This window comes from Streptomyces sp. NBRC 109706, from assembly GCF_000974485.1.
Classification (GTDB): domain Bacteria; phylum Actinomycetota; class Actinomycetes; order Streptomycetales; family Streptomycetaceae; genus Streptomyces.
Map to the genome: position 1 here is coordinate 465,370 of NZ_BBOM01000005.1, position 24,610 is coordinate 489,979.

Consider the following 24,610-nt stretch of genomic DNA (forward strand, 5'->3'; position numbering starts at 1 on the left):
GGCGGGCGGATCGATCGATCGAAATATCGACTCTAACAACGAAACGGTCGATGTGCGGAAGCATTACCCTGCGCGCACCCGGACAAACCAGGGGGCGGTCCCGCCCTCCCCCGGCGCGCCGCGCCGGGCCCGGTCAGTCCTCGTCGGCCGTCGTGCAGCCGGTCAGCTCGGCCGAGGTGGCGCGCTCCAGAGTACGCAGAGTGACGGAACCGTGCAGGCTGTCGTCCGGCTCGTCGAAGCGGATCTGTCCCCGCCCGACCTCCAGACCGTCCTCCGCCTGGGCCCGCACGGTACAGACCCCGACCGCATCGACCTGCTTGCGGACGGCGACCCGGACGTCGATCTCCTCGTCGGAGATCACCTCGAAGCCGGTCAGTTCGCCGGAGACCCGTTGCTCGGTGATGTACGAGACGCCGGCCCAGGCCACAAAGGCCACCAGCGCGACGCCCAGCACCAGGCCGACCAGCTTGAGCCTACGGTCGGTCCGCGCGTCGTTCGAGGTGGAGCGGCCGTAGCGCCCCTCGGGCAACTCGGTCGGCGCCTGCGCCATGCCCTCTCCTCGTTTCCTCGCGTCCTGGCGGATCCCGTGGCTTCCCTCGGCCGTCCGGCTTCGGCGGGCCGATACCGGCCCGACGCCATGGTGTCACGGCCCTCGCCCCCGCACCCTCGGGGGCCCGGATCGGCACCGAAGGCGCGGAATACCACCGCACACTCCATCCGTCACTATAGAAGGCGTCTCCGAGGCAGAGACGACCAGGATCGAGCGACGAGGACCGAGCCTTGACAGAGCAACTGCGACTCATGGCGGTGCACGCCCATCCGGACGACGAGTCCAGCAAGGGCGCCGCGATGACGGCCAAGTACGTGTCGGAGGGCGTCGAGGTGCTGGTCGCCACCTGCACGGGGGGCGAACGCGGCTCCATTCTCAACCCCAAACTCCAGGGCGACCCCTATATCGAGAAGAACATCCACGAGGTGCGGGCCAAGGAGATGGCGGAGGCGAGGGAGATCCTCGGCGTCCGGCAGGAATGGCTCGGCTTCGTCGACTCGGGCCTCCCCGAGGGCGACCCGCTGCCCCCGCTGCCCGAGGGGTGCTTCGCCCTCAAGGACGTGGACGAGGCGGCCGAACCGCTGGTGCGGCTGATCCGTTCGTTCCGGCCGCAGGTGGTCACCACCTATGACGAGAACGGTGGCTATCCGCACCCCGACCACATCATGACGCACAAGATCACCATGGTGGCGTTCGAGGCCGCCGGCGACGCCGACCGCTACCCGGACGCGGGCGAGCCCTGGCAGCCGTTGAAGCTCTACTACAACCAGGGCTTCAACCGGGCGCGGACCGTGGCCCTGCACGAGGGGCTGCTGGCGCGGGGGCTTGAGTCCCCCTACGCGGAGTGGCTTGAGCGGTGGGAGGAATCCTCCATGCCCGAGCGGGAGTTGACCACGCGGGTGCCCTGCGCGGAGTTCTTCCCCATCAGGGACAAGGCGCTGATCGCGCACGCCACCCAGATCGACCCGGACGGGGGCTGGTTCCGGGTCCCGATGGACGTCCAGCAGGAGGTCTGGCCCACCGAGGACTTCGAGCTGGCCCGCTCCCTCGTCGACACCTCGCTACCCGAGTCCGACCTGTTCGCGGGCATCCGCGAGAATCGATGACATGACTGACGTACTGCCGCTTGCCAAGGAGCTGAACGAGTACACGGTGACCCCCGGTGTGCTGGGCTTCATCGTGTTCGCGGTGCTGGGCGTGGGCGTCTGGATCCTGCTGAAGTCGATGAGCCGGCACCTCGGCAAGATCGACTTCGAGGAGAACCAGGGCCGTAAGGACAGCGCGGAGGAGGCGGCGACCGCCTCCTCCGCCGCCGCCTCCTGACCACTCCGCCCGCACCGCTCCGCGTGGCCCGGGCCACGCGGAGCTGAGGCATGCGCGGTGCGCTGCCCGCGCCGGGCTGAGGCAGCGGCCGGGTCTTGCAGGCCCTGGCGTGCCAGGGCCTGCAAGACGCGGGCACGACGTATCAAGGTCTCGGGGCATCGGGGTACCACGGACTGCCGGGGCCCGCACACATCGGCGGCAGAACCTGCCTCGGCGCGGGCGGACCGGGGCAGTTCGGCGCCGCTGGACTCCGGGGCGACCGAGCCGGAGCCGCCGTATCGGCGGGCGGGCGGGCCGCCATCGCGGAACAGTACCCGCCGGGAGATCGGGTCGGGGCGGCTGGAGACCGGCATCGAGTCACGTCCGGCTCAGGCCGGGACGCCCCGCCAGAGCCCGGGAGACCCGGGGGACGGAAGCCGCGCGGAGTCACCAGGCCGGACGCGGCCCAGGTGGCGAGCAGCGGGCCCGGCCGCGCCGCACCCGGGACGGCGGGGCGGGAGCCGTGGGGTGGCGGGCCGGCCGCGTCGGTGCGGGGGCGCCGAAGCGGACCCGCAGGTGGCCGGGCCCGGCGAAGCCGGCCATGGCGCGGATGCGCCGACGTCGGGACGACGGGGTGGGAGGTTGGGGAAGCCGGACGCCGGGACGCGATGCGGAGCCGGCCGTGTCGTGCCCGGGACGGCAGGACGGGGGCGTGGAGCAGCGTGTCAGCCTCTTGGCGCCGGGCCCGCCGGGCACGGTGCAGTGGGGGCGGCTACGGGTGGGGGGTGACGCCGATGGTGTCTCGGGCCGCTCTTTGGGGGACCAGGCCCAGGCGCCAGGCCGGCCAGCCGTCTTCGGGGCCCTGGCCGCGTTCCAGCATCAGCGCATAGGTGTGGGCCGCGTCCGCGAGGCGGGGGTCGCGGGACGGGTGGTCGGCGTCGGCCAGCTCGGCCAGCTCCTGTTGGGCGACGGCCTGGCCGACCTCGGAGCCGCCCGGCGAGGCCAGCGGAAGCAGCGTGCAGCGCAGGAACTGTGCCCAGTCCGCGCCGCGTCGGTCGGGCCCCTCGCCGCCGTAGCCGGCGGTGAAGAGCGCCAGCGCCTCGTCGCTGAGCCGTAGTGCCTCGCCCGGGCGTTCGTTTCCGGCCTCGATCACGGCCAGTTCGAGGGCGGACCACGCCTCGCCCTGGGCGACTCCGATCCGTTGGAAGTCCCGGCGGGCGTCGGTGAGCAGCTGGCGGGCGAAGCCGCTGTTGCGCAGCGAGCCCGTGCTGTCGGCGCGCATGTCGCGGGTGACGCGGGCCGAGTGGTGTCGGGTGCAGGCCAGGCCGTAGACGTCCCGCATGCGGTTGAACATGGTGCGGGCGCGCTCCAGGGTGCGCACCGCGCCGGTGGCGTCGCCGGTCTCCTCCAGGGCCTGGCCCAGGTAGTAGAGGGTCCATGCCTCGCCGCGCGCGTCCTCCGTCTCCTGGTGTCGGGCCAGGGCCGCGCGCAGTTCGTCGACGGCGGTGGCGTTCTCGCCGTCGTGGACGCGGGCCAGCCCCAGCTCGCTCATCGCCCAGGCCACCCCGCGCACATCGCGGGACTGTTCGTAGAGGTCGAGCGCCAGGCGCAGTTCGCGCTCGCCGTCGCGCAGCTGGCCCTGCCAGAGCATGGTCTGGCCGAGCTGGAAGCGTGTCCATGCCTCACCGTGCACGCTGCCGCTGTTCTGGTGCAGTGGCAGGGCCTCGGCGAGGAGCCGGCGGGCCGAGAACACCCGGCCGCGCTCCCGCTCGGTCGCGGCCAGCGCGTGCAGCGTCCAGGCCCGGTCGCCGGCCAGGTTCTCGGCCTGTTGCAGCTCCAGGGCCTGGCGCAACTTCTCGCCGGCGTCCTGGAGTTGCCCCTGGTGTTGCAGGGTGATGCCCAGATCGCGCAGGGCACGGGCGGCGCCGGCGTCGTGGTGGGCCTGCTGGTACAGCGTGACGACCGAGGTGAGCGTGGACCGTGCCTTGTCCAACTCGCCGAGCTGACGCGCCGCGACACCGGTGCGCCAGCGCACGGAACGCGTCAACAGGCCCTGGTTGACCGCCTCCGCCAGCTCGTTCAGCTCGCCCAGGCGGTAGAGGTCACCGCGCAGCAGGCAGTAGTCGCAGAGGGCGCCCAGCAGGTGTTGCACGGCCTGGCGGTCCACTCGCTCGTCGGCGTAGCGCAGCGTGGAGGTGATGAAACTCGTCTCGTCGTCCAGCCAGCGCAGCGCGGCGTCCAGCGAGGTGAAGCCATGGCCACCGGCCGCGGCCGGCAGCAGATCGGCGCGGGTGGACGTCTTGCCGTCGACGAGGCGGATCACCGTGTCGGCCAGCTCGGCATAGCTGCGGATCAGGCGTTCCTGGGCGGCGGAGACCTGCCGGTCGCTGTCCTCCTCGTACATCCTGGCGCGGGCGAACCTCCGCACCAGCTCGTGCAGGCGGTAGCGGTTGCCCCGCACCCGGCGGAGCAGCCCCGCCTGGGCCAGCGACTCCAGCTGCCCGGCGGCCTCCTGCTGGCCGACGTCCAGCAGGGCGGCGGCCGCGCGGGCGCCGAGGCTGGCGCGGCCGGCCAGCGCCAGTCGGCGCAGCAGCCGGCGCCCGGTCTCGGGCTGGTCGGCGTAGCGCAGCCCCAGCACGCGCTCGGCCGGGTCGGCCGGCGCCTCGCCGGCTGCGGCCGGGGCTTCGAAGGCCGCCAGATCGTCGGCGACGGCGCCGGGGGACCGCGCGTCCAGCGCGGAGCCGGCGAGCCGGAGCAGGATGGGGCGGCCGGCGCACAGTTCGTTGATCCGGCGCCAGCTGGTGTCGTCCCTGGGCCCCGGGCCGATGCGGCCGCCGTCGGTGATGGAGGCCCGCAGCAGCTCCTCGGCCGCCTCGTCGTCCAGGGCGTCGATGGGCAGTTGGTGCACCGAGGCGGGGAACGAGGGCCGGATGTCCAGCGGTTCGGCAGCGGTGACCAGCACCAGGGAGGGGGAGCGGGCCGGGATCAGGGTGCAGACCTGCTCGGCGTCGGTGGCGTCGTCCAGGATGAGCACCACCGGGAGGTCGGTGAGGTGCTGCTGGTAGCGCTCGACGAGCCGGCCGAGCTGTTGGGCGTCGGCGGCCCGGCCGGCGCCGTCGCGGAACAGCAGCTGGTCCCTGGGGGCGCCCAGACGGTTCATCAGGTGCAGAACGGCGTCCCTGGTGGGGAGGGGATCCTGGCTCTGGCCCCTGAGGTCCACCAGGCAGGCGCCGCGGAACTGCTCGCGGGTCTCCAGGGCGGCCCAACTGGCCAGCGTGGTGCGGCCGGAGCCGGAGGCGCCGTGCAGCACGACCACGGTGGGGTGGGCGTCGCTGCTGGCGCGGTCGCGGTTGACCCACTGGACGATCTGGGTGAGCTGGCTGCGCCGGCCGATGAACGGGCGTTCCAGATCGGCCAGTCGGTCGAAGGACTTGCCGATCACCGCGCGGCCACGGGCCTCGGCTGACCGGTCCCTGGGGCGCTGGCGGTTGGTGCCGCGGTCGGCGCGGAGTTGGCGGCGGCGTGGGGCGACGGCCCGCTGCTGCTCCAGATAGGGGCGGATGCCCCGCACCTCCACGGCGGTCAGCCAGGCGAGCCGCAACTGGTCGACGCCGCCCGGCTGGTGGCGGTTGCCGGCCTGTCGTTCGGCGGACCAGAAGTGGGCGAGCAGGGCCTGGAGGACGAACCCGAGCACGGCGGCGGCGGCCACGATGGCGCCGTCGCCGAAGGCGGTGCTCGCCGAGTCGTTGAGGGAGCCGACCAGCAGCACGGTGGCGACGGCGGCCGCGCCGACGGCCGCGGCGAGGCCGCCCAGCACCCGGGGCGCGAAGCGGTCGGCGAGCCGGCTGGGCGCCGCCTCCCGTTCGGCCTCGACAAAGGCGGTGTACTCCTCGCGTGCCGGGCGGACGATCTCGTCGATCGAGGCGCGGGCACGTTGCAGGAGCTGGTCGGCCGAGGAGCGGCCCGCCGAACGGCGCGCCTCCTCCTGGACCGCCCGCTCCAGCAGTCGGTCAACCTCCGTCCGGTGTCGTTCGTCGAGCGTCGCCGTCTCCACCGCCATGCGCGTGCCCTCCCCGTTCCCCGTTGTTGCTCGTCCTGTCCGCCGGCCTTCCGCCGGCGTGCGGCCGGCGGTGATCCACCCCTGGGCGTAAGGCAGTTCCGAGTGCGTGGTCATGACCCGGAGAGATCGCCTGCCCCGCCCGACGGGGTGTCACGCCGAATTCGACCAAGTCGTTACCGGTATGTCGCGGAACGCGGGCACTTCCCTCGGCCGTGCGGGGGCCGAGGGCGACGAGTACGCCGTCGGGGGGCGTGCGCGGGCGGCCGGATCAGGAGGAGGCCCGCTTGTACTTCCGGACGGCGAGCGTGCGGAAGAGCAGGATGATCGCCAGCGACCACAGCACGGAGGCGAGCACCGGATGCTGCATCGGCCAGACGTCCGGCACCTGGTAGTCGGGGGGCAGGTTGCCGAAGAGATCCCGGGTGGCCACCACGGTGGCGCTGAACGGGTTCCACTCGGCGACGGGCTGCAGCGCCGAGGGCATGTTCTCCGAGGGGACGAAGGCCACCGAGACGAAGGTGAGCGGGAACAGCCAGACCAGGCCGCCGGAGGTGGCTGCCTCCGGGGTGCGGACGGAGAGGCCGATCAGCGCGCCGATCCAGGTGAAGGCGTAACCGAGCAGCAGCAACAGGCCGAAGCCGGCCATGGCGTTGAGGATCCCGTCGTGGACGCGCCAGCCGACCAGCAGAGCGACGATGGCCAGCACCAGCAGGATCACCGCCGTCTGCACCAGATCGGCGAACGTGCGCCCGGTGAGGACGGCGCCCCTGGCCATGGGCAGGGACCGGAAGCGGTCGATGATGCCCTTCTGCATGTCCTCGGCGATGCCGGCGCTGGCGCCGGCGGTGGCGAAGGTGACCGTCTGGGCGAAGATGCCGCCCATCAGGAACTCGCGGTAGGCGCCCGAGTCCGTGCCGGCGCCCGGCAGGGCGATGGAGCCGCCGAAGACATAGCTGAACAGCACCACGAACATGATGGGCTGGACCAGGCCGAAGATCACCACCTCGGGGATGCGCAGCATCCGCAGCAGGTTGCGCTTGGCGACCACCATGGAGTCCCGCCAGCTCTGCCGGAAGGAGACCCGATCCCTTGGCCGGGCCACCGGCTTGGGGCTGGGGTCCGTCGCGGTGATACTCACTTCTCCTCCTCGCCGGCAGTGCCGGAACGCTTGTCTGCCCGGTCCGAACCCGCACCGGACTCCGCGGCCCCGGGCTCGGGCTTGATCCCCTCGGACGCCTCGGCGTCCCCCGTCCCATGGCCGGTCAGCGAGATGAACACATCGTCCAGCGTGGGGCGGCGCAGCCCGATGTCGTCGATCTCCACGCCCTGGGCGTCCAGCTCGCGGATCACCTCGGCCAGCAGCTTGGCGCCGCCGGCGGCCGGCACGCTGAGCTTGCGGGTGTGTTCGACCAGCGTGGTGTCGCCGTCGCCGAGGCGCCTGAGCACCCGCTCGGCCGGCTCGATATGGGCCCGGTCGTGGACCACGACCTCCACCACGTCGCCGCCGCTCCGGCTCTTCAGCTCGTCCGATGTGCCCCGGGCGATGACCTTGCCGTGGTCGACCACCGCGATGGTGTCGGCGAGGTGGTCGGCCTCCTCCAGATACTGGGTGGTGAGCAGCAGGGTGGTGCCGCCGGCGACCAACTCCTCGATCACCGCCCACAGTCCCTGGCGGTTGCGCGGATCGAGCCCGGTGGTCGGCTCGTCCATGAACATCACCGGCGGGCTGATCACCAGGGCGGCGGCGAGATCCAGCCGACGCCGCATGCCGCCGGAGTAGGTCTTGGCGGTGCGGTCGGCGGCGTCAGCGAGGTTGAACCGGTCGAGCAGTTCGGCGGCTCTCCGCTTGGCGTCGCGGGCGGTGAGCTGGTAGAGCTGACCGACCATCTGGAGGTTTTCCCGGCCGGTCAGATACTCGTCGACGGCGGCGAACTGCCCGGAGAGCCCGATGGAGCGGCGCACCTCGCCCGGATGGGCGCAGACGTCGATGCCCGCCACCTCGGCTCGCCCGCTGTCGGGTTGGAGCAGCGTGGTGAGCACCCGCACGGCGGTGGTCTTTCCCGCGCCGTTCGGGCCGAGGAGGCCGAGCACCGACCCCTCGGGGACTTCGATGTCCACGCCGTCCAACGCGCGGACATCGCCGAAGGTCTTCACCAGACCCTCGGCGTAAATGGCGGCTGGCATGTGTCTTCTCCAAAGTGGGCTGCAGGGTCAGGGGCGCCCGATTGTGACGGCGCCGCCAGTCTAGAACTGTCGCGATGTATCGCGATAGAGCTTTCCGGGCGAGTAGTTGTGATGGGAGTGAAGCACGGCGCGCGTGTCAAAGCGTGCGCCCCGGCGGTCAAGAGGTGGGAAACGAACGGAGAAAAGTTCCTACGAGAGCACGACGTAGCCCGCCTCCCGGAGGGCCACGATCACCTCGTCGCAGTGGCGCGGTCCCTTGGTCTCCAGCCACAGCTCGACCTCCACCTCGCTCACCCCCAGCCTCGGGTCGGTCCGCACATGGTGGACCGCGAGCACGTTGGCGTCCACCGCCGAGAGCACCCCGAGCAGCGCGGCCAACGCCCCCGGATGGTCGGGGAGTCGGAGCCGCAGCGACAGATAGCGGCCGGCGGCGGCCATCCCGTGCCGGAGCGAGCGCTCCAGGACCACCGGGTCCACGTTCCCCCCGGAGAGCACGGCGACCAACGGGCCCTCGAACGTGTCGGGCTCGGTGAGCAGCGCGGCGATCGGCGCCGCGCCGGCCGGCTCGACCACCAGCTTCGCCCGCTCCAGGCAGTGCAGCAGCGCCGCCGAGAGCGCGCTCTCCGACACCGTGCGCACCTCGTCCACCAGCTCGGCGACCAGCTCGAACGGCACATCGCCCGGCCGGCCGACCCGGATGCCGTCCGCCATGGTGGCGGCGCCGGGGAGGGAGAGCGGGCGGCCGGCGGCCAGCGACGGCGGGTAGGCGGCGGCACCCTCGGCCTGCACGCCGACGATCCGCACATCGGGCCGCAGCGCCTTGATCGCCAGCGCGACGCCGGCGATCAGACCGCCACCGCCGACGCTCATCGCCACCGTCCGCACCTCGGGGCACTGTTCCAGCACCTCAAGGCCCAACGTGCCCTGCCCGGCGACCACATCGGCGTGGTCGAAGGGGTGGATGAAGACCGCCCCCGTCTCCCTGGCATAGGCCGTGGCGGCGGCGAGCGTCTCGTCCACCAGCTGGCCCTCCATGCGCACCCGGGCGCCGTAGTCGCGGGTCGCGGCGACCTTGGGCAGCGGGGCCCCCACCGGCATGAACACCGTCGAGGTGACGCCGAGCAAGGAGGCGGCCAGGGCCACGCCCTGCGCGTGGTTGCCGGCGCTGGCCGCCACCACGCCGCGCTCCCGGTCGGCGGCGGAGAGCCCGGCGATCCGGTTGTAGGCACCGCGCAGCTTGAACGAACCGGTGCGCTGGAGGTTCTCACACTTCAACAGCACGGGATGGCCGGTCAGACGGCTCAGGTAACGGCTGCCCTCAAGAGCGGTCACCCGGGTGATCCCGGCGAGCGTCTTCCGGGCGGCGAGCACATCCTCCAGGGTGGGCCGGTGGGGCGTGGGCATGGCCCCAGTCTGTCAGGCATCGCGGGAGTCGGCCGCTCCGGCCGGCGCTACGCTATGGCCCACATCAGGGCGCCGCACGGCCCGCCTCCCGCTACCTCAGACGGACATGACGCCTGAAGCCTCCCTTCCCCAGGACCCGCACCCCGGCAACCCCTCCCCGACCTCCCCCTCCCCTTCCTCCTCCCCCATCCCACCCACGCCGCCGACCGGTCAGCCCCCGACCGACCGGGACGCGACGCTGTTGGACGCCTTCCAGCACGAGGTCGCGGTGTTCGCCCGCCGCGCCGAGCAGACCAGGCTCGGCGGCCTCGGCCCGGCCCGCAACTCCATGGATCGGGCGGCCTATCTGCTGCTCAGCCGCCTGGACCAGGGCGGCCCCGCCGGCGTCAAGGCGCTGGCCGCCGCGATGGGAATCGACTCCTCCACCGTCACCCGACAGGTCGCCCCGCTCGTGGACGCCGGACTGGTGCGCCGCGCGGCCGACCCGGAGGACGGGCGCGCCGTGCTGCTGCGGCTGACGCCGCCGGGACGACAGCGCCTCGACGAGGTCCGCGCCTCGCGCCGCGCCCTGGTGGCGCTGCTCACGGAGGACTGGACGGGCCAGGAACGCGCGGACTTCCACACGCTCCTGGCCCGTCTCAACGGAGCCATCTCCCGCTTCCACGGCCGCGACGGCGAGGGCAACCGGCGATAGTCAGAGAGCCGATCGACTCCGATCCGAGCGGGTTCCGGTCAAGACCGGGCCGGAACAAGGCCGGGGCCGATCGGATCCAGTCGGACCTGATCCGGTCAGACCTGGGCGAGCGCCTGGCCGAGGTCGGCGAGCAGATCGTCCACCGACTCGATGCCGACCGACAGCCGCACCAGATCGGCCGGCACCTCAAGTGCGGAGCCGGCCGCCGAGGCGTGCGTCATCCGGCCCGGGTGCTCGATCAGGGACTCCACGCCGCCCAACGACTCGCCCAGCGTGAAGACTTCGGTCCGGTCGCAGACCGCGACCGCAGCCTCCTCCCCGGCCGCGACCCGGAAGGACACCATGCCGCCGAAGTCCCGCATCTGCTTGCCCGCGGTCTCGTGCCCCGGATGCGAGGGCAGCCCCGGGTAGCGCACATCGGCTACCTTGGGGTGCGCCGCCAGCATCTCCGCGATCCGCGCCGCGTTGGCGCAGTGCCGGTCCATCCGCACCGCCAGCGTCTTGATCCCGCGCAGCACCAGCCAGGAGTCGAACGGCCCCGCGATCGCACCCATCGCGTTCTGGTGGTACGCCAGCTCCTCGCCGAGCGTCGCGTCCGAGGTGACCAGCGCGCCGCCGACCACGTCGGAGTGGCCGCCCATGTACTTGGTGGTGGAGTGCACCACCACATCGGCGCCCAGCGCCAGCGGCTGCTGGAGATAGGGGCTGGCGAAGGTGTTGTCCACCACCAGCCGGGCGCCGGCGGTGTGCGCCAGCTCGGCGATCAGGGCGATGTCCGTGATGCCCAACAGCGGGTTGGACGGGGTCTCCACCCAGACCGCCCTGGTCTCCGGACGCAGTGCGGCCCTGACGGACATCGGGTCCGAGGTGTCGGCCACGGACCAGGCGACGCCCCACCGTTCGACCACCTTGGCGACCAGCCGGAAGGTGCCGCCGTAGGCGTCGTTCGGGATCACCAGATGGTCGCCGGGCCGCAGCATGGTGCGGAGCACACAGTCCTCGGCGGCCAGCCCCGACGCGTAGGCGAGACCCCGGACGCCGCCCTCCAGGGCGGCCAGGTTCTCCTCCAGCGCGGTGCGCGTGGGGTTGGCGGAGCGGCTGTACTCGTAGCCGCCGCGCAGCCCACCGACCCCGTCCTGCTTGTAGGTGGACACCTGGTGAATGGGCGGGACCACGGCCCCGGTCAGCGCGTCGGGCTCCTGCCCGGCGTGAATGGCCAACGTCTCGAATCGCTGCCCGAAGTGCTGCTCGTTCATGGGTCCACGGTAGTGGCCTTACCGTGGTGTGGAAGCCCGGGATCGCCCTTGGGAGAGCCCCGGACCGCCGGCGACATAGGCTGTTCATTTGTCGTCACACTTCGGTCGTCCCGTGTCGAACCGACGCACGACGGTCGCGGTCGGCCCGCGCCGCACCCGCCCGTCCGCGCGTCCGTTTGTCCGTCCGTTCGCCCGATCAGAACGCGTCAGTGACCGATCCGATACGGAACGGTCAAGGAACCAGAAGGAACAAGGGGGAGTCAAGCCGCCATGGAAGCCCTGTTGCTGCTCATCGCTTTCACCGCGATCTTCGGCGTGCTGGTGCTGCCCGCGCTGCGCCGGCGCCGGGAACGGCAGGAGTTCGAGCGAGCCGTGGCCCAGGCGGACGCGGAAACCCGTTCCGGGCCGCCGGGGATCTCCCTGAGCAAGGGCGAGGAACAGCCGGCCGCCAGCGCCGGGCTGGTCCCCGTCGACCAGCTCGACGTGCGCCTGCCGGGCCCGGACGACGCGCTGGTGCACGCGCTGGAGGAAGCGCGCGGCAGCCAGGACTGGCGGCCCGCCGGACAGCTGCTGGCCCTGACCGACGACAGCGAGCAGCGCTGGCAGCGGGTGCAGTCGCTGGCCGGGGCCGCCGCGATGGAGCTGGCCGAGTGGCGCGCCTCGGGCAGCGCCACCGGCGAGGGGCAGCGGGACGCGGGCTGGCTGCGCCGCTGGCGCGCCGAGGAGCCGAGGGACCCGGGCGGTGCGCAGGTGTACGCCCAGTTCCTGGTCTGGCAGGCGATGGCGGACCCGAGCGCGGCCGAGTACCGGATCATCCTGGAGGAGGCCCGCGCGGTCTGCGCCGAGGCCGCCGAGTTGGCCCCCGAGGACCCCGTTCCGCATATCACCGAGCTGGTGATCGCTCGCGGCCTCGACTACCCGCGGGAGGAGTTCGGGGCCGTCTGGCAGCGGGTCACCGAGCGCGACAAGGCGCATATGGGCGCGCATCTGGCGGCGCTGCCCTACTGGTCGGAGAAGTGGCACGGCTCCCGGACCGAGGCGGAGGGCTTCGCCCGCACGGCGGCCGGTTCGGCCGAGGCGGGCAGCCTGCTGCCGGCGCTGCCGCTCTTCGCGGTGTACGACCATCTGCCCGACATGCAGTACTCGCCGGGCATGTACCAGGGCGCGGTGGTCTCCGACGCGATCGAGGCGGCGCGGTTCGCGTTGCACAACGTCCGCCCCGATCACCCGATGGAGCCACATGTGCGCCATCTGTTGCTGTGTTTCCTGGTGCGCGCGGAGCGGTACCCGGAGGCGGCGGAACAGGTACGGGCGGTCGACGGTTATGTGGGGGCGATCCCCTGGGTCGACGGCGAGAACCCCGCCGCTGAGTACGCGACGTACCGGGCCATCGCCATCGCCCGCCGGTAGCCAGCTGCCGGGCATTCGGACCAAGGAGCGACGAGGAGAGAGACATGCTGTACGCGTTCAAGAGCCGACTGCCGTCCCAGGAGGAGGCCCTGCCGGGCCGGGCCGAGAGCCCGTTCCCGGTGCCGACCACCCACACGGTGCTGGGCACGGAGCTGCAGGGCCCCTATCCGGAGGGTTACGAGGTGGCCGACTTCGGTCTGGGCTGCTTCTGGGGCGCCGAGCGGCGTTTCTGGCAGACCCCGGGGGTGTGGACCACGCTCGTGGGCTACCAGGGCGGCGTCACCGGCTACCCCACCTACGAGGAGGTGTGCAGCGGGATGACCGGGCACACCGAGGTGGTGCGCGTGGTGTTCGACCCGACCAAGGTCTCCTACGACGATCTGCTGCGGGTCTTCTGGGAGTCCCACGACCCGACCCAGGGCTTCCGCCAGGGCAACGACGTGGGCACCCAGTACCGCTCGGCGATCTACACCCACGACCCGGCCCAGCAGGAGGCGGCCGAGCGCTCCCGCGATGCCTACCAGCGGGTCCTCACCGACTCCGGCTACGGCGAGATCACCACCGAACTGGCCTCCGCCACCCCGCTCCCCTTCTACCCGGCGGAGGGCTACCACCAGCAGTACCTCGACAAGAACCCGGCCGGCTACTGCGGCCTTGGCGGCACGGGCCTGAGCTGCCCGGTGGGGGTGGCGCGGGCGCAGCGGTGAGGCCCGTTCGCAGCCCCATCCCGCGCCACCGCCGCCCAGGCGGGTGTGCCGTGAAGACATATCGGACACACCCGCCGGTCGACGTAAGCCGTGAACTCATGGGCGTCAGCGGAATAGTCGGCTCCACGGCCGTTCCCGGGCTTAAGAACTCGACGTCTGCGCGTCTATCGCAAGCTTCCTCAACTCTCGAGCCCTGTCCTCACGGCAACAACCTCCGTGCGGTCAAGCCGAAAAACGCTCACAGCCTGCAGCAGGTCATGGTGTCTTGTAGTCGGCAACTTGGCTTCTGAAGCCCCTCAGACGGTAGAGTTTCAAGCAACGACATGGCCTACCGGTGGGGTGGGAACCCTTGTTACTCAACTGGCGAAGAGCCGCACCTGACCTGAGGGACCGCAGAAGTGAAGCGCAGGCAGGTAGTGGGCACCAGCCTCCGCCTCCCCCGGCTTCGTTGCTACGCAGAAACGCGGTGCTGCACCTCTACGACGCGCCCCTTTACCTCGACTGGCTGTTCTGGATGACCACCCTCTGGGGCGTGACCATGGTGATCTCGGCTCCGTCAGACGAAAGCAAACAGATGCCAGTCTGGCTGAACACGGTTCTCGCGACCATCGCCATCATGGCATGCCTCGGTGTTCTCCCTGCATGGCTGCGCCTTGTATTTCGACGGTGGGTGTGGGCACGGCGTCACGCGGCACTGAGCGCTCCCCCCTCCTCGCAGGTGCCCACGTTGGACTCCGGCCCGGGCCCGTGGGCCGCACTTTGGCCTAGCCCGACTGCGACAAGCACAGCAGTTTCCGGCGCGGGAGGCGGACACCGCGACACCTCCCCGACCGGTGATACCGGAGCCGGCGGGGACTCAGAGAGGAAGTCGGCCGGTGTACCAGGCAAGCCAACCTCGCCCCATAGGCCGGCCGACCTCGCGAAGGTGCAAGTCTTCGCCGATACACAGAATGACCTCTCTGGGATCGTCCACGGCTCAGTACTACAGGCCGGGCAGATCAATGGATCTGTGACGATCATTCAATACCCGGGACCGCCACCTACAAGACAATCTACGGAGGAAGACTCCAAAACAGAAGGACCAAAAGTCACCCCTAAGGTCCCCCGAACAACCGACGAACTCGCCACACTGCTCGACCACCAACCCCCAATGTGGCAGCACTTGGCTTGGGCCGCCCACCTGGCAATCGGAGTGCAGGGGCTACACCCCAAGTGGCTAGATCACAAGGTAGGGAGTCCGAGCACCGGACGCATTTACACCTCCGCCGAGGAAGCCTACGAATACATCGATGACGCCCTACACCACATGCTTAGCATTGTGGAGCAAATCGAATACTGGCTTTCCCCAGAGGTGCAGGAATCAGCCTTCGGCACCCCAGGAAATTCCGGGGACATCACCGCAATCGAACACATGGCCAATCGGCTGGTCGGCGCCTACGAAGGATGCATGGACTGGGCTATCGACCTCCGTTCGGCCAGACCGCCGGCTTCCCTATTGAAACTTTTCCATCTGGCCGCCGACTACGCCAATAACCCCGTACATCAATTTCGCACATTTGTCGACCTTGCCGTCTCAGAGTTCGACAAGTTCTCCGAGATCGACTGGAACTCCCAAGAGGGCATCATCAAGGTGTCACTACCTCTCACCATCAGCGGCGACGCGGAAGTCGCACGCCAATTCGCGGTGGAACGCAGTCGATTGCGAGCATCTCTCCGTCGCAGCTGAGACGCCGAGACACTGAATCCATCGACACGACTTACCGACCTCATTACTCAACACACTAGCCGCCAAAAAGCGGCCGTCTCAGATCACAGAGATTCCCTCTACCAATAAGGCGGTATTCCGGCTTCATGGGAACTGTCCATGTCGCCCAATACGGTCGCCCCGACAACTGCCACACATGGCCATCTGTCAGGGTGGTTACGTGGCTGTGGGTCGTTCGAGGGAGTTGGTTGGCATGAAGCCTGCCGAAGCTGGGCAGTCCGTGGGGTTCTCGTCCGCAGAGGCGGAGCGGGTAGCTCAAGCCGCTTGCAGGGCGGTCGGGCTCGACGGGGGCCGGGGCCGAGTTGGTGCGGTTCGGGGAGAACGCGTTGTTCCGGCTGGCGACGGCTCCCGTCATCGTGCGGGTGGCTCGATCGGTGGACTACCTGGGGTCGGTGCGGACCGAGGTGGGGGTCTCGCGGTGGTTGGCGTGGGAGGGGTTTCCGGCGGCGCGGGTGGTGGAGGGTGTTGAGCAGCCGGTGGTGGTGGATGGGCATCCGGAGACGTTCTGGCATCTGATTCGGGAGGGGGATCGGAAGGCCAGCTATGGGGAGTTGGGCGGGGTGCTGCGGGGATCTGCACGGGCTGACGCCGCCAGATGTTCTCGAACACTGGCTGCGTACCCGGCGTTCGGGCGTACCGATCTGCGGGTGGAGCGGGTGACCGGGATACCTGAGGACGACCGGGAGTTTCTGCGGAAGCGGGGGCGGGAGCTGCGGGAGCGGTTGGCCGGGTTGCGGTTTGCCTCGCGGAAGGGCCCGGTGCACGGGGATACTCATGTGCAGAACCTCATGGTGGACACCTCGGGCACGGTGTTGCTGATCGACTTCGAGAACTTCAGCTTTGACCACCCCGAGTGGGACCTCATGGTCACCGCGACCGAACACCACAGCCTGGGGTGGCAGACGCGCGAGCAGTACGCGGACTTCGTCACCGCGTACGGGCGGGATCTGCGGGATTGGGAGGGGTTTCCGTGTTGCGCGGCATTCAGGAGTTCCATATGACGACGTGGCTCATGCAGAACGTCGGCGAGAGTGAAGCCGTGGCGGCGGAGTACGAGCGGCGGATCGCCTCTCTGCGCGATGACGACGCGCCCCACAACTGGCTGCCGGGGTAGGCCCGTTACTCGTCCATCTCGGTCATGGCGACGTGTACGCGTTCGTTGAACTCCTGGACGGCCGGGTTGGTGGCGTGGGCCGAGACCTGGCGTTGGAAGTCGGTGACGTAGCGGACGAAGCGGGATGACTGGAGGGCGTCTCCGGCCTTGACCGCGAGTGTGGCCGTGGTGGCGGCGGCTTCGAGTGCGCCGTTGAGAAGGTGGCTCTGCGCCAGCACCAACCGGCAGAACCCCAGCGTGCGGACGTACTTGGGGTCGGTGAAGGACACGGCGCATTCGGCAAAGACCGCCCAAGACTCCCGGACGATCAGCTGTGCCCTGCCAGTCCACAGTGGCGGTGTGCAGCGATCGTTCGGGGACCGCCCGGAGCGGCGCAAGGCTCCGGCACGGTGGGCGCCCCCCGGGGAGAACGTCAACCTCGGCTCCCCCATCCCCGGCGGGGCGCCCGAACTCTCTGCATTCGGCGGTGTGGCGTGATCACGCCCCGGTCGGTGATCAAGGCCGCTGAGTAAACGCTCAGTGAGGAGACGGCCGAGGGTGCGTCCCGCGCCATCTTCGGCGTGACGTGCCTGAAGTGCGGCGCCGAGTCCGGGTTCGTGGACAACGAGCCCGAGCCCATCGAGACATGGGCGCTGCGCCACACCGCGCTCAACACCGACCATCGCCAGTTCCGGCTCACCACTGAGTGGTTCCTGCGCGTCGATCCCGCGCCCGGCAACCCGCTCCATGACCAGGAGAAGGAGAACGCGCCATGAGGCAACGCCTGTTGTGCGCCGGGATCTGGGTGTTCTGGCTGCTGGTCGCCGGGCCGTTGGCGGTGATCAGCGACCCGAACCAGACGGTGTTCCTCTGACGCCGACCTTTGCCCAGACATCTCCCACAACCGCATAACGAGACCGGACCACCCCTGAACTCTGGCAGGCACGCGGGTGGTCCGGCAGGGATTCCGCCAAACCCCGATGCCGGGGGTATCGGGGCCTCGGTCGTGCCGATCAAGCCGACGCACCGCCTCAGGCCACTCCAAGTCAGCGCGTGAGAAGAGGTGTTGAGGCCGTGCACGGCCCGGATAACGAAATGGGACCACTCAACGAGGAGTTCGACCCGGACGCCGTGCTGTGGGTGCGGGGCGTCAACTACGTCGGCGGGTAGCTCGACGCCAGGGGCGCAGCGAGGGAGCTGTCCGATACGTTGGCCTCCGCCGGCCTGGCCGGAGACGACGTCACCGTGCGGGCCGACGCCGCCCCCAACGGCTCGGGGCTCGTCCGGCTCAGCTGCTCGGCAGAGACAGCGCGGAACTTCGCGCTGTTGGCCCGGGTGACAGCGGCACGGCTGCGGCGGGCGGGGGGAGGCTATGTGCGTACTGGCTGATGGCTCAGCCGACGAAAGCCCGCCACGACGAAACGGCCGGCTTACCGCCGGGGTGCGCTGGCCACCTTGACCGGCCGACGGGCTGTGCCACGCTTCCAGTTCTTCACGTCACGGACCGTCAGTCGGCGACCCTGCGGCTCTGGTGGCGAACCGTAGGCAGGGACGGCGGGCACCCGGCCGGGACCGGCCGCCAGGCCGCACGCCCGGCCAGGGCAGCCCGCCCGACCGGCGCGCCGCAGGCGCGCCCTTGAGGAAGTAGAGACGGGTTTCGACAGCGTTGTGCTCTGAAGCGGTCAGCGACTCGCTCAGTGAAACTCACGAAACCTTGAACATCAACAGGAAGCTTCAGTCAAGATGTTCCCGCGACAGGGGGTTTCCCGACAGTCGCGAGCATGGCCGTATCCATGGCTAGTTGTCTTGGATACCGGAGCACTATAGGGATTGGCGAAACGTGGCGTCTCCGTGGTCTTTTACATCCCTGCAGAGGGTCAGGAATCGAGGAAGCGGAAGAGGGGCCGCAGAAAAGACGCGGCGCCAAGTGGGGGCGATTGAGGGAGCCTTGTATCGCATGGGAGTCTCACGGAAGTTGGACTTTCGATTTCGGCGCGCCTTGCGCCTGCGTAATCTTGGCGCTAGGGCAACTCCCCTGCGGGACCTCTTGTTGATGTTGGTCTTCTTGTTCACTTTGGGGTCGATCATTCGGTACGCGCAGGACATTGCGGCCATGTTGAAGCTTTTCTCCGGTAACTCTTCAACCGTCGCTGCCGAATTGCGCAGCAAGCTGGCCTCCACGGCCGAAGAGGCCCCCGGAGTCATCATCGGCAATCTATCTCTAGCGCTAATCGCGGCGCTGGCCTTGCCGGTATTGGTCACATTTTTACTCATGCCTCTCGTGACTGCGTACGTCTTGAGGACCCCAAGATACTGGGTGTACATTGGCGAGACCCCACTACTGCGGGCCCATAGCTATGAATTGGTGAACAAGGTCAGCTACGCTCTTGAAGCTTGCGGCGAAGCCTATGAAGAGCGCCAACTCCCCAGCCCATTTGCCCTGCGTTCGCTTTCCGACGCCGTCAGGATGGTGGAGAAGGAAGTACGAAGAGCGCATCGCACTAGTGGAACAGTCCCCTTCTTTTCCCATCGCCACAAGCATCTCAAGCGTCACGCGGCCAGGGTAGTAGCTCGCCTCAAGGCAAGTGAGGGGCAAGTGGACAACAAGGGGTATATCGCAATCCGCGACATAGCTGAACTGCTCCTCACCATCGCTGAGCGGTACACCCAAGGAAGGGTGGGCGCCCTGTTGGATGAAGATGACATTACCGACGAAAAGTTGGCAGGCGTTAGACCTGCGCGAGACCGTGAACCTCTGCGTCTATGCTTATTTGCAACGCTTGTAACCGCTGGGGCCATCGGTATCGCTTCGCTCAAATTGTCGGATCTGGCTAGCACGGTGGCGGTTGGCGGAGTCGGTCTGTTCGCTCTCGCTGTCGTATACCGTCGGGAAGCCATGCGGCGCCTATCTATTCTTTCCCCATTTGGTGGTCAGTGACCAAAAGTCGAAACTCTCTTTGGTTCTCCGTGCGGGTATGAGAAGCGTGCCGCATGAGCGCCAATCCGCATTTCGTCCACGAGGTAATTCTTGCTTGCATTTCCGAGCAACACTCTGCAAGTAGTCAACAACGGCTCTCCTTCGCCGTTGCCTAGCGCGGCCTTCTCATCTGGCAGCGGCATCCGAGCCGTAACAGCTTCGGTCCAAGCAAGTTCACACCCGGCAGCAGCGAACACCGCGTAGATCTGCTCCGGTGGCATGTCCGACGCGCTCGCCAACTCCTCGAACCTGTCCGCTGTGACGAACGGGATCACCGTGCGGTGCATGGCGCGGGTGCCCGTGGGTGGCTCGGCGAGGAGACGGTCGACGATGAAGACACTGGTTCGCCCCGTCCAGTTCGAGCGCGCGGCCCTGTGGTCGTTGCGGTGTGGCCTCGTGTGACCGTGGGGGGTTCGACTTTGCGCCACTCGGAGAGGCCGGTGCTGAAGGTGTTGCCCTCGCCGATGGGTTGTTGTCGGTGGTCGCCGCGACAACCGACCAGCCGAGGCGCCGCGCGGTGGCGCCGTTGGCGCGATGCTGGTCCTCGACGCCGTGTCCACCGGGTGTGACGCCCAAAACCCTGCCCGCGGGCTCGGGAGCCAGCGGCGCCAGGCGTCGCCCACCATGGGTGATCACGATCGTCTCTCCGTGCGACCTCCGTCGCCGGCGAGTGGAACTCCGGCCGGATCGGTGTCGGTGCTTCGGCGTGGTGGTGGGTAGGCAGTTGTTGGAACGGAACGATGTCGCCGAGGACTTGAGGACGCACCGACGATGCTGACCGACTTCACGCAGCAACTGCCCACGCCCGACGAGGTGTTACCCGGTCGTTCGGAGCCCATGTTCACCGTGCCGGAACAGCACACCGTGCTGGGGACGCGCCTGCTGGGGCCGTATCCGGAGGGGTTCGAGATCGCCGAGTTCGCGCTCGGCTGCTTCTGGGGAGCGGAGCGCCGCTTCTGGCGGACGGAGGGCGTGTGGACCACGCTGACCGGCTTCCAGGGTGGCGCCACCACGCATCCCATTTCCGAGGAGGTCGCCTCCGGGCGCACCGGCCACGCGGAGACCGTCCGGGCCGTCTTCGACCCGTCGAAGGTCACCTACCGCGCGCTGCTCAAGGTGTTCTGGGAGGGTCACAACCCGACCCAGGGCTTCCGTCAGGGCAACGACATCGGCACCCACTGCCGGTCCATCGTCTTCTACCACTCCCCCGCGCAGCGCGCGGCCGCCGAGGAGACCAGGGACGGCTACCAGAAGGTGCTCGGCGCCAACGGCTACGGCCCCATCACCACGGAGATCCTTCCGGTCGAGGAGTTCCCGTTCTATCCGGCGGAGGCCCGCCACCAGCAGTATCTGGACAAGCACCCCCGGGGCTACTGCGGCCTCGGCGGCACCGGTCTGACCTGCCAGGTGGACTGACCGCACGCCGGCTCCGGCTCCGGCTCCAGCTCCGCGACGGCCGCGTACCCACCGGGTGGGTACGCGGCCGTCGGCGGTCCGGCGGGCACCGGTCGCGTCGAACGCTCTGCCATGGGCGAATCTGCTCCCGGCCGATTGATGCCGGGATACCGGGGCGCGCGGCGGATGGTGGTGGGGAGGGCGCGGCTTCGGCGTCGCGCCGCTGCGAGGAGGAGGGAAAGGTGATGGTCACACCGGTCACCGCCACCGAGGACGACACCCGGGCGACGCGGTTCGACGACGAGCTGACCGCGCGGCTGCTGACCCAGCGCATCGTGTTCCTGGGCACCCAGGTGGACGAGGTCTCGGCGAACCGGGTCTGCGCACAGTTGCTGCTGCTGTCCGCCGAGGACCCACGCGACGACATCAGGCTCTACATCAACAGCCCCGGCGGGTCGGTGACCGCCGGGCTCGCGATCTACGACACCATGCGGCTGATCCCCAACGACGTGACCACCCTGGCCATGGGATTCGCCGCCAGCATGGGCCAGTTCCTGCTCACCACCGGCACCCCCGGCAAGCGGTACGCGCTGCCCAACGCGCGGATCATGATGCACCAGCCGTCCGCCGGCATCGGCGGCTCCACCTCGGACATCGCGATCCAGGCGGAGAACCTGGAGTTCACCAAGCGGGCCGTGGAACGGATCACCGCCGAGCACACCGGCCAGAGCGAGGAGACCATCGCCAGGGACGGCGACCGGGACCGCTGGTTCACGCCGGACCAGGCCAGGGAGTACGGGCTGATCGACCGGGTGGTCGTCTCCCTCGCCGATCTCGCACCTACTTCCCCTCGCCGGACCGGCTTCTAGGGCGCCCGGAACTCTCAGGAACAGGACGGTTCTCACCATGAGCCAGTACACGATTCCCACCGTGGTCGAGCGCACGTCGAGCGGCGAGCGCGCCTACGACGTCTACAGCCGGCTGCTCTCCGACCGGGTGATCTTCCTGGGCACCGAGATCGACGACGGCGTGGCGAACGTCGTGATCGCCCAACTGCTGCATCTGGAGTCCGCCGACCCGGAGCAGGAGATCTCCATCTACATCAACTCCCCCGGCGGCTCGCCCACTTCGCTGATGGCGATCTACGACACCATGTCGTTCGTCAAGGCGCCGATCTCCACGTTCTGCGTGGGGCAGGCGGCGTCCACCGCCGCCGTGCTGCTGGCAGCCGGGGACCGGGGCCGCCGGGCGGTACTCGGCCACGCGCGGGTGCTGATCGGCCAGCCGGTGAGCGGCGGACACCGGGGCACCGTCTCCGACCTCAGTATCCAGGCGAAGGAGATGCTGCGCATCCGCGCCCAGGTGGAGGAGGTGCTCTCCGAGCACACCGGGCACGAAGTGGCCGCGCTACGGGCGGAGATGGACCGCGACCGGGTCTTCACCGCACGGGAGGCCGTCGAGTTCGGCCTCGCGGACCAGGTCGTCACCCGCCGCGCGTGACGGCTGCCGCCGTGGCAGCGGCGGCGCCAGGCGCGGCGCGGCTCCCCTGCTGGCCGCGCTCTCGCGGCCAGCAGGGGAGGCCGCGTCGGGGGCGGGTGCGGGAGGGCGGGGGCGGCTGTGCGGGAACGTTCAATGGCCAGCGGGAGGTGGGGGGTTGGGGCGTACCGGGGGCCGGGGGTACGGGCCCGGTGGGCCCGGTAGGGGTGGTGGCATCACGGGCCCCCGACGAGGGCGTGTGGCGGGACAGGACACCATCCCTTGGCCGGAGGCACCGGCCCGGAACGAACGACCAGGCAGCCGAACCCCAATGAAGGCCCCGGGCCGCAGGCACGGGACCGGGGGCGAACGACCAGGCAGCCGGGCGTGAGGGGACAGGGCCGGAATCCCTAGTGCGGGGGGGGGTAGAGGCCCCCCAAGCGGACCGCCAGACCGCCGCATTTGGGTGAGGCCCCTGGGCCGCAGGCACGGCCCGAGAGCGAACGGCCAGGCCACCGACCCCTGGTGGGGCCGTGCGGCGGAGCGGGGCCACGATCGCTCAGCCGAAGGAACCGGCCCGGAGCGGACCCCGCCAGACCGCCCAACTCCGGTGAGGCCCCTGGGCCGCAGGCACCGGCCCGGGACGAACCGCCAGGCCGCCCAACCCCGGTGAGGCCCCGGGCCGCAAGCGCGGGCCCAGGGGCGAACGGCCAGGCCGCCCAACCCCGGTGAGGCCCCTGGGCCGCAAGCGCGGGCCCAGGGGCGAACCGCCAGGCCGCCCAACCCCGATGAAGCCGCTGGGTCGTGGGCACCGGTCCGGGGTGTGGGGCCAGGCCCGCCCGGGGTTGGTGCTCGGGGCGGAGGTGTTCGCGTCTGCGGCGGGGGGATCAGGCTGCCAGCAGCATCGTGTCGGCGGTGTCGCCCGGCCGCTGGGGGCGGGGGGTGCGGTGGGTGAGGAGGGACGTGGCGCGGCCGTCCGTCGGCTGTTCGGGGGCGGGGGCGGGGGCGGCGGGGGCCGGGGCGGTGGCGGGGTGGGCGTCGGTCAGCTGGGCCTGGGTCAGGGCCAGCAGCTCCGCGAGGCCCAGGCCCAGCGCCTGCGCCGCCGCGGCCAGCACCTCGGAGGACGCCTCCTTGCGGCCGCGTTCCACCTCGGAGAGGTACGGCATGGAGATCCGCGCCCGCTCGGCTACCTCCTTGAGCGTGCGGCCGCGTGCCAGCCGTTCGCGGCGGAGGGCGGCGCCCACCACATGCCGCAAGAGCGGTTCCCTGACGGTCACCGGCGCGGGGGCCGGCTCGGGCGCGGCGCCGGGGGCCGGGACCGGCCGCAGGAAGCCGCCCCCGGTGCGGCCTTGGGCACGGGCAGGGACACGGTTCGGGGCATGGCTGCTGCTCACCCCTTCAGGGTAGAAGCGGACCGCTCCGACGTAACGGGGCAGACGTTCCGCCCCCCGCGAAATCGCCGCCCGATCGCCCCACGCGAGAAAACGCCCGCGAAATCGCCCGTTCCGCCGGGCGGTCGGGGCCGCCCGGCGGAACGACGGTTCGGTCAGCCGAAGTTCACATCGCTGCAGATGTAGTACGACTGGTCCGAGTGCGACGCCTGCCAGATCGTGTACACGATGTGGTGGCCGCTGCGGCCCGGGGCCGAGACGTCCACGGTCATGTGGTCGCTGGGCGCGATGCGGCCCGTCTCGGCCAGCAACTCCAGGTCGTCCCAGCCGAGTTGGTCCGTCAGGGGGTTGAAGCCCTGCTCGGTGACATAGACCAGCATGTAGTCGGCGCCGTGGAGGGCCTGGTCCCAGAGGTCGACGGTGAAGTTCGCGTTGACATCGGTCGTCTGCCACGGTCCCGGGGTGTCCATCGCGGCGTACCGTCCGTCGCCGGTGAGGCCGGCGCTGCACAGTTGGCCGTCGGGGATGGCGCCCTGGTGGTCGCCGGCGACGCCCTCGCGGTAGAGGCCGTTCCAGTTCCACATGGCGTTGGTGTCGTACTGCCACGCCTCCCAGCACATGGGGTCTTCCTGCTCCATGGCGGGGTTCTGGAAGTCGTGACCCCAGCGCTCCCAACAGCCGTAGTTGCGGGACGACGGGTCGATGACCGAGCCGTGTGCGGACGCGGTGTTGGCGCCGGGCACCAGCACCACCAACAGTGCGACGGCCAGCAGCGCGACGGCGCGCGGCGACCAGCGGCCCGGTCGCACCTTTTCCTGTGCGGACATGCTGCGTTCTCCACTTCCGGTTATGGGGGTATCGGAATGAGGAAAGCGCTCCCATTGGTTCACCGTGGCGTTACCCGGGGACATCAACGCGAAACCGGGGGCCAGGAGTTCGACACGTT

21 protein-coding genes are annotated in these 24,610 nt (G+C 70.0%); 12 read left to right on the forward strand and 9 right to left on the reverse strand.

Annotation, left to right across the window (positions count from 1 at the left end):
* Positions 1-133: 133 nt before the first annotated feature.
* Positions 134-550 (reverse strand): DUF4307 domain-containing protein, encoded by a 417-nt coding sequence (locus AOM46_RS07015; RefSeq protein ID WP_062207102.1) that lies wholly within the window; start codon positions 548-550, stop codon positions 134-136.
* Between the two features lie 230 nt (positions 551-780).
* On the opposite strand from AOM46_RS07015, the gene mca reads away from it, so the two are divergent.
* Both mca and AOM46_RS07025 read left to right on the forward strand, forming a co-directional pair.
* Positions 781-1,656, forward strand: a complete 876-nt coding sequence (gene mca / locus AOM46_RS07020) for a mycothiol conjugate amidase Mca (protein WP_062207104.1) — start codon at positions 781-783, stop codon at positions 1,654-1,656.
* 1 nt (position 1,657) lies between these two features.
* On the forward strand, positions 1,658-1,873 hold the full coding sequence (locus tag AOM46_RS07025; RefSeq protein WP_062207106.1) for a hypothetical protein: 216 nt from the start codon (positions 1,658-1,660) through the stop codon (positions 1,871-1,873).
* A gap of 751 nt (positions 1,874-2,624) precedes the next feature.
* On the opposite strand, the gene AOM46_RS07030 is transcribed toward AOM46_RS07025, so the two are convergent.
* The 4 genes from AOM46_RS07030 to ilvA form a co-directional block, all read right to left on the reverse strand.
* Positions 2,625-5,912 carry a tetratricopeptide repeat protein gene (locus tag AOM46_RS07030; protein ID WP_062207107.1) on the reverse strand — a complete coding sequence of 1,096 codons (3,288 nt, stop codon included), beginning with the start codon at positions 5,910-5,912 and terminating at the stop codon, positions 2,625-2,627.
* Positions 5,913-6,180: 268 nt separating this feature from the next.
* Positions 6,181-7,044: an ABC transporter permease gene (locus tag AOM46_RS07035; RefSeq protein WP_234313714.1), complete on the reverse strand. Its 864-nt coding sequence runs from the start codon at positions 7,042-7,044 to the stop codon at positions 6,181-6,183.
* A gap of 2 nt (positions 7,045-7,046) precedes the next feature.
* On the reverse strand, positions 7,047-8,096 hold the full coding sequence (locus AOM46_RS07040; RefSeq protein WP_062207108.1) for an ATP-binding cassette domain-containing protein: 1,050 nt from the start codon (positions 8,094-8,096) through the stop codon (positions 7,047-7,049).
* A gap of 189 nt (positions 8,097-8,285) precedes the next feature.
* On the reverse strand, positions 8,286-9,500 hold the full coding sequence (gene ilvA, locus AOM46_RS07045) for a threonine ammonia-lyase (RefSeq protein WP_062207110.1): 1,215 nt from the start codon (positions 9,498-9,500) through the stop codon (positions 8,286-8,288).
* Positions 9,501-9,606: 106 nt separating this feature from the next.
* On the opposite strand from ilvA, the gene AOM46_RS07050 reads away from it, so the two are divergent.
* On the forward strand, positions 9,607-10,194 hold the full coding sequence (locus AOM46_RS07050; RefSeq protein WP_078856560.1) for a MarR family winged helix-turn-helix transcriptional regulator: 588 nt from the start codon (positions 9,607-9,609) through the stop codon (positions 10,192-10,194).
* Positions 10,195-10,289: 95 nt separating this feature from the next.
* Here the strand turns inward: AOM46_RS07050 and AOM46_RS07055 are convergent, their stop codons facing one another.
* Positions 10,290-11,450, reverse strand: a complete 1,161-nt coding sequence (locus AOM46_RS07055) for a cystathionine gamma-synthase (protein ID WP_062207111.1) — start codon at positions 11,448-11,450, stop codon at positions 10,290-10,292.
* A gap of 270 nt (positions 11,451-11,720) precedes the next feature.
* Here AOM46_RS07055 and AOM46_RS07060 point away from each other — a divergent pair, with 270 nt between their 5' ends.
* From AOM46_RS07060 to AOM46_RS07075, 4 genes are all read left to right on the forward strand, one after another.
* The gene (locus tag AOM46_RS07060; protein ID WP_062207112.1) at positions 11,721-12,860 is read left to right on the forward strand and encodes a hypothetical protein; all 1,140 of its coding nucleotides are present in this window, start codon (positions 11,721-11,723) and stop codon (positions 12,858-12,860) included.
* A 44-nt stretch (positions 12,861-12,904) separates the two neighbouring features.
* Complete coding sequence (gene msrA, locus AOM46_RS07065) at positions 12,905-13,567, forward strand: peptide-methionine (S)-S-oxide reductase MsrA (RefSeq protein ID WP_062207113.1); 663 nt, start codon at positions 12,905-12,907, stop codon at positions 13,565-13,567.
* Positions 13,568-14,885: 1,318 nt separating this feature from the next.
* A complete protein-coding gene (locus AOM46_RS07070; RefSeq protein WP_158920275.1) occupies positions 14,886-15,293 on the forward strand; it encodes a hypothetical protein in 408 nt (135 codons plus the stop codon).
* A gap of 344 nt (positions 15,294-15,637) precedes the next feature.
* Positions 15,638-16,333, forward strand: a complete 696-nt coding sequence (locus AOM46_RS07075) for an aminoglycoside phosphotransferase family protein (protein ID WP_234313667.1) — start codon at positions 15,638-15,640, stop codon at positions 16,331-16,333.
* Between the two features lie 118 nt (positions 16,334-16,451).
* Here the strand turns inward: AOM46_RS07075 and AOM46_RS07080 are convergent, their stop codons facing one another.
* A complete protein-coding gene (locus AOM46_RS07080; protein WP_062207115.1) occupies positions 16,452-16,715 on the reverse strand; it encodes a hypothetical protein in 264 nt (87 codons plus the stop codon).
* Positions 16,716-17,006: 291 nt separating this feature from the next.
* Here AOM46_RS07080 and AOM46_RS07085 point away from each other — a divergent pair, with 291 nt between their 5' ends.
* The 5 genes from AOM46_RS07085 to AOM46_RS07105 all read left to right on the forward strand — a co-directional run bounded on the left by AOM46_RS07085 (position 17,007) and on the right by AOM46_RS07105 (position 22,297).
* A complete protein-coding gene (locus tag AOM46_RS07085; RefSeq protein ID WP_062207116.1) occupies positions 17,007-17,201 on the forward strand; it encodes a hypothetical protein in 195 nt (64 codons plus the stop codon).
* A 1,337-nt stretch (positions 17,202-18,538) separates the two neighbouring features.
* Positions 18,539-19,363, forward strand: coding sequence for a hypothetical protein (locus AOM46_RS33855; RefSeq protein ID WP_158920277.1), 825 nt, complete (start codon positions 18,539-18,541; stop codon positions 19,361-19,363).
* Between the two features lie 810 nt (positions 19,364-20,173).
* Complete coding sequence (gene msrA, locus AOM46_RS07095; RefSeq protein WP_062207119.1) at positions 20,174-20,818, forward strand: peptide-methionine (S)-S-oxide reductase MsrA; 645 nt, start codon at positions 20,174-20,176, stop codon at positions 20,816-20,818.
* 224 nt (positions 20,819-21,042) lie between these two features.
* Positions 21,043-21,666, forward strand: a complete 624-nt coding sequence (locus AOM46_RS07100) for a ClpP family protease (RefSeq protein ID WP_062207121.1) — start codon at positions 21,043-21,045, stop codon at positions 21,664-21,666.
* Positions 21,667-21,703: 37 nt separating this feature from the next.
* Positions 21,704-22,297, forward strand: a complete 594-nt coding sequence (locus tag AOM46_RS07105) for a ClpP family protease (RefSeq protein ID WP_062207123.1) — start codon at positions 21,704-21,706, stop codon at positions 22,295-22,297.
* 863 nt (positions 22,298-23,160) lie between these two features.
* Here AOM46_RS07105 and AOM46_RS07110 read toward each other — a convergent pair.
* Both AOM46_RS07110 and AOM46_RS07115 read right to left on the reverse strand, forming a co-directional pair.
* Complete coding sequence (locus AOM46_RS07110) at positions 23,161-23,601, reverse strand: helix-turn-helix domain-containing protein (protein WP_078856678.1); 441 nt, start codon at positions 23,599-23,601, stop codon at positions 23,161-23,163.
* Positions 23,602-23,819: 218 nt separating this feature from the next.
* Positions 23,820-24,491, reverse strand: coding sequence for a lytic polysaccharide monooxygenase (locus tag AOM46_RS07115; RefSeq protein WP_062207124.1), 672 nt, complete (start codon positions 24,489-24,491; stop codon positions 23,820-23,822).
* Positions 24,492-24,610: the final 119 nt, after the last annotated feature.

Coding starts and splice junctions, on each gene's coding strand:
- AOM46_RS33855 (WP_158920277.1), top strand. CDS start 18,539: ATGTTGAAGCTTTTCTCCGGTAACTCTTCAACCGTCGCTGCCGAATTG.
- AOM46_RS07030 (WP_062207107.1), bottom strand. CDS start 5,912: ATGGCGGTGGAGACGGCGACGCTCGACGAACGACACCGGACGGAGGTT.
- msrA (WP_062207113.1), top strand. CDS start 12,905: ATGCTGTACGCGTTCAAGAGCCGACTGCCGTCCCAGGAGGAGGCCCTG.
- ilvA (WP_062207110.1), bottom strand. CDS start 9,500: ATGCCCACGCCCCACCGGCCCACCCTGGAGGATGTGCTCGCCGCCCGG.
- AOM46_RS07015 (WP_062207102.1), bottom strand. CDS start 550: ATGGCGCAGGCGCCGACCGAGTTGCCCGAGGGGCGCTACGGCCGCTCC.
- AOM46_RS07105 (WP_062207123.1), top strand. CDS start 21,704: ATGAGCCAGTACACGATTCCCACCGTGGTCGAGCGCACGTCGAGCGGC.
- AOM46_RS07060 (WP_062207112.1), top strand. CDS start 11,721: ATGGAAGCCCTGTTGCTGCTCATCGCTTTCACCGCGATCTTCGGCGTG.
- AOM46_RS07100 (WP_062207121.1), top strand. CDS start 21,043: ATGGTCACACCGGTCACCGCCACCGAGGACGACACCCGGGCGACGCGG.
- AOM46_RS07040 (WP_062207108.1), bottom strand. CDS start 8,096: ATGCCAGCCGCCATTTACGCCGAGGGTCTGGTGAAGACCTTCGGCGAT.
- AOM46_RS07115 (WP_062207124.1), bottom strand. CDS start 24,491: ATGTCCGCACAGGAAAAGGTGCGACCGGGCCGCTGGTCGCCGCGCGCC.
- AOM46_RS07050 (WP_078856560.1), top strand. CDS start 9,607: ATGACGCCTGAAGCCTCCCTTCCCCAGGACCCGCACCCCGGCAACCCC.
- msrA (WP_062207119.1), top strand. CDS start 20,174: ATGCTGACCGACTTCACGCAGCAACTGCCCACGCCCGACGAGGTGTTA.
- AOM46_RS07025 (WP_062207106.1), top strand. CDS start 1,658: ATGACTGACGTACTGCCGCTTGCCAAGGAGCTGAACGAGTACACGGTG.
- AOM46_RS07055 (WP_062207111.1), bottom strand. CDS start 11,450: ATGAACGAGCAGCACTTCGGGCAGCGATTCGAGACGTTGGCCATTCAC.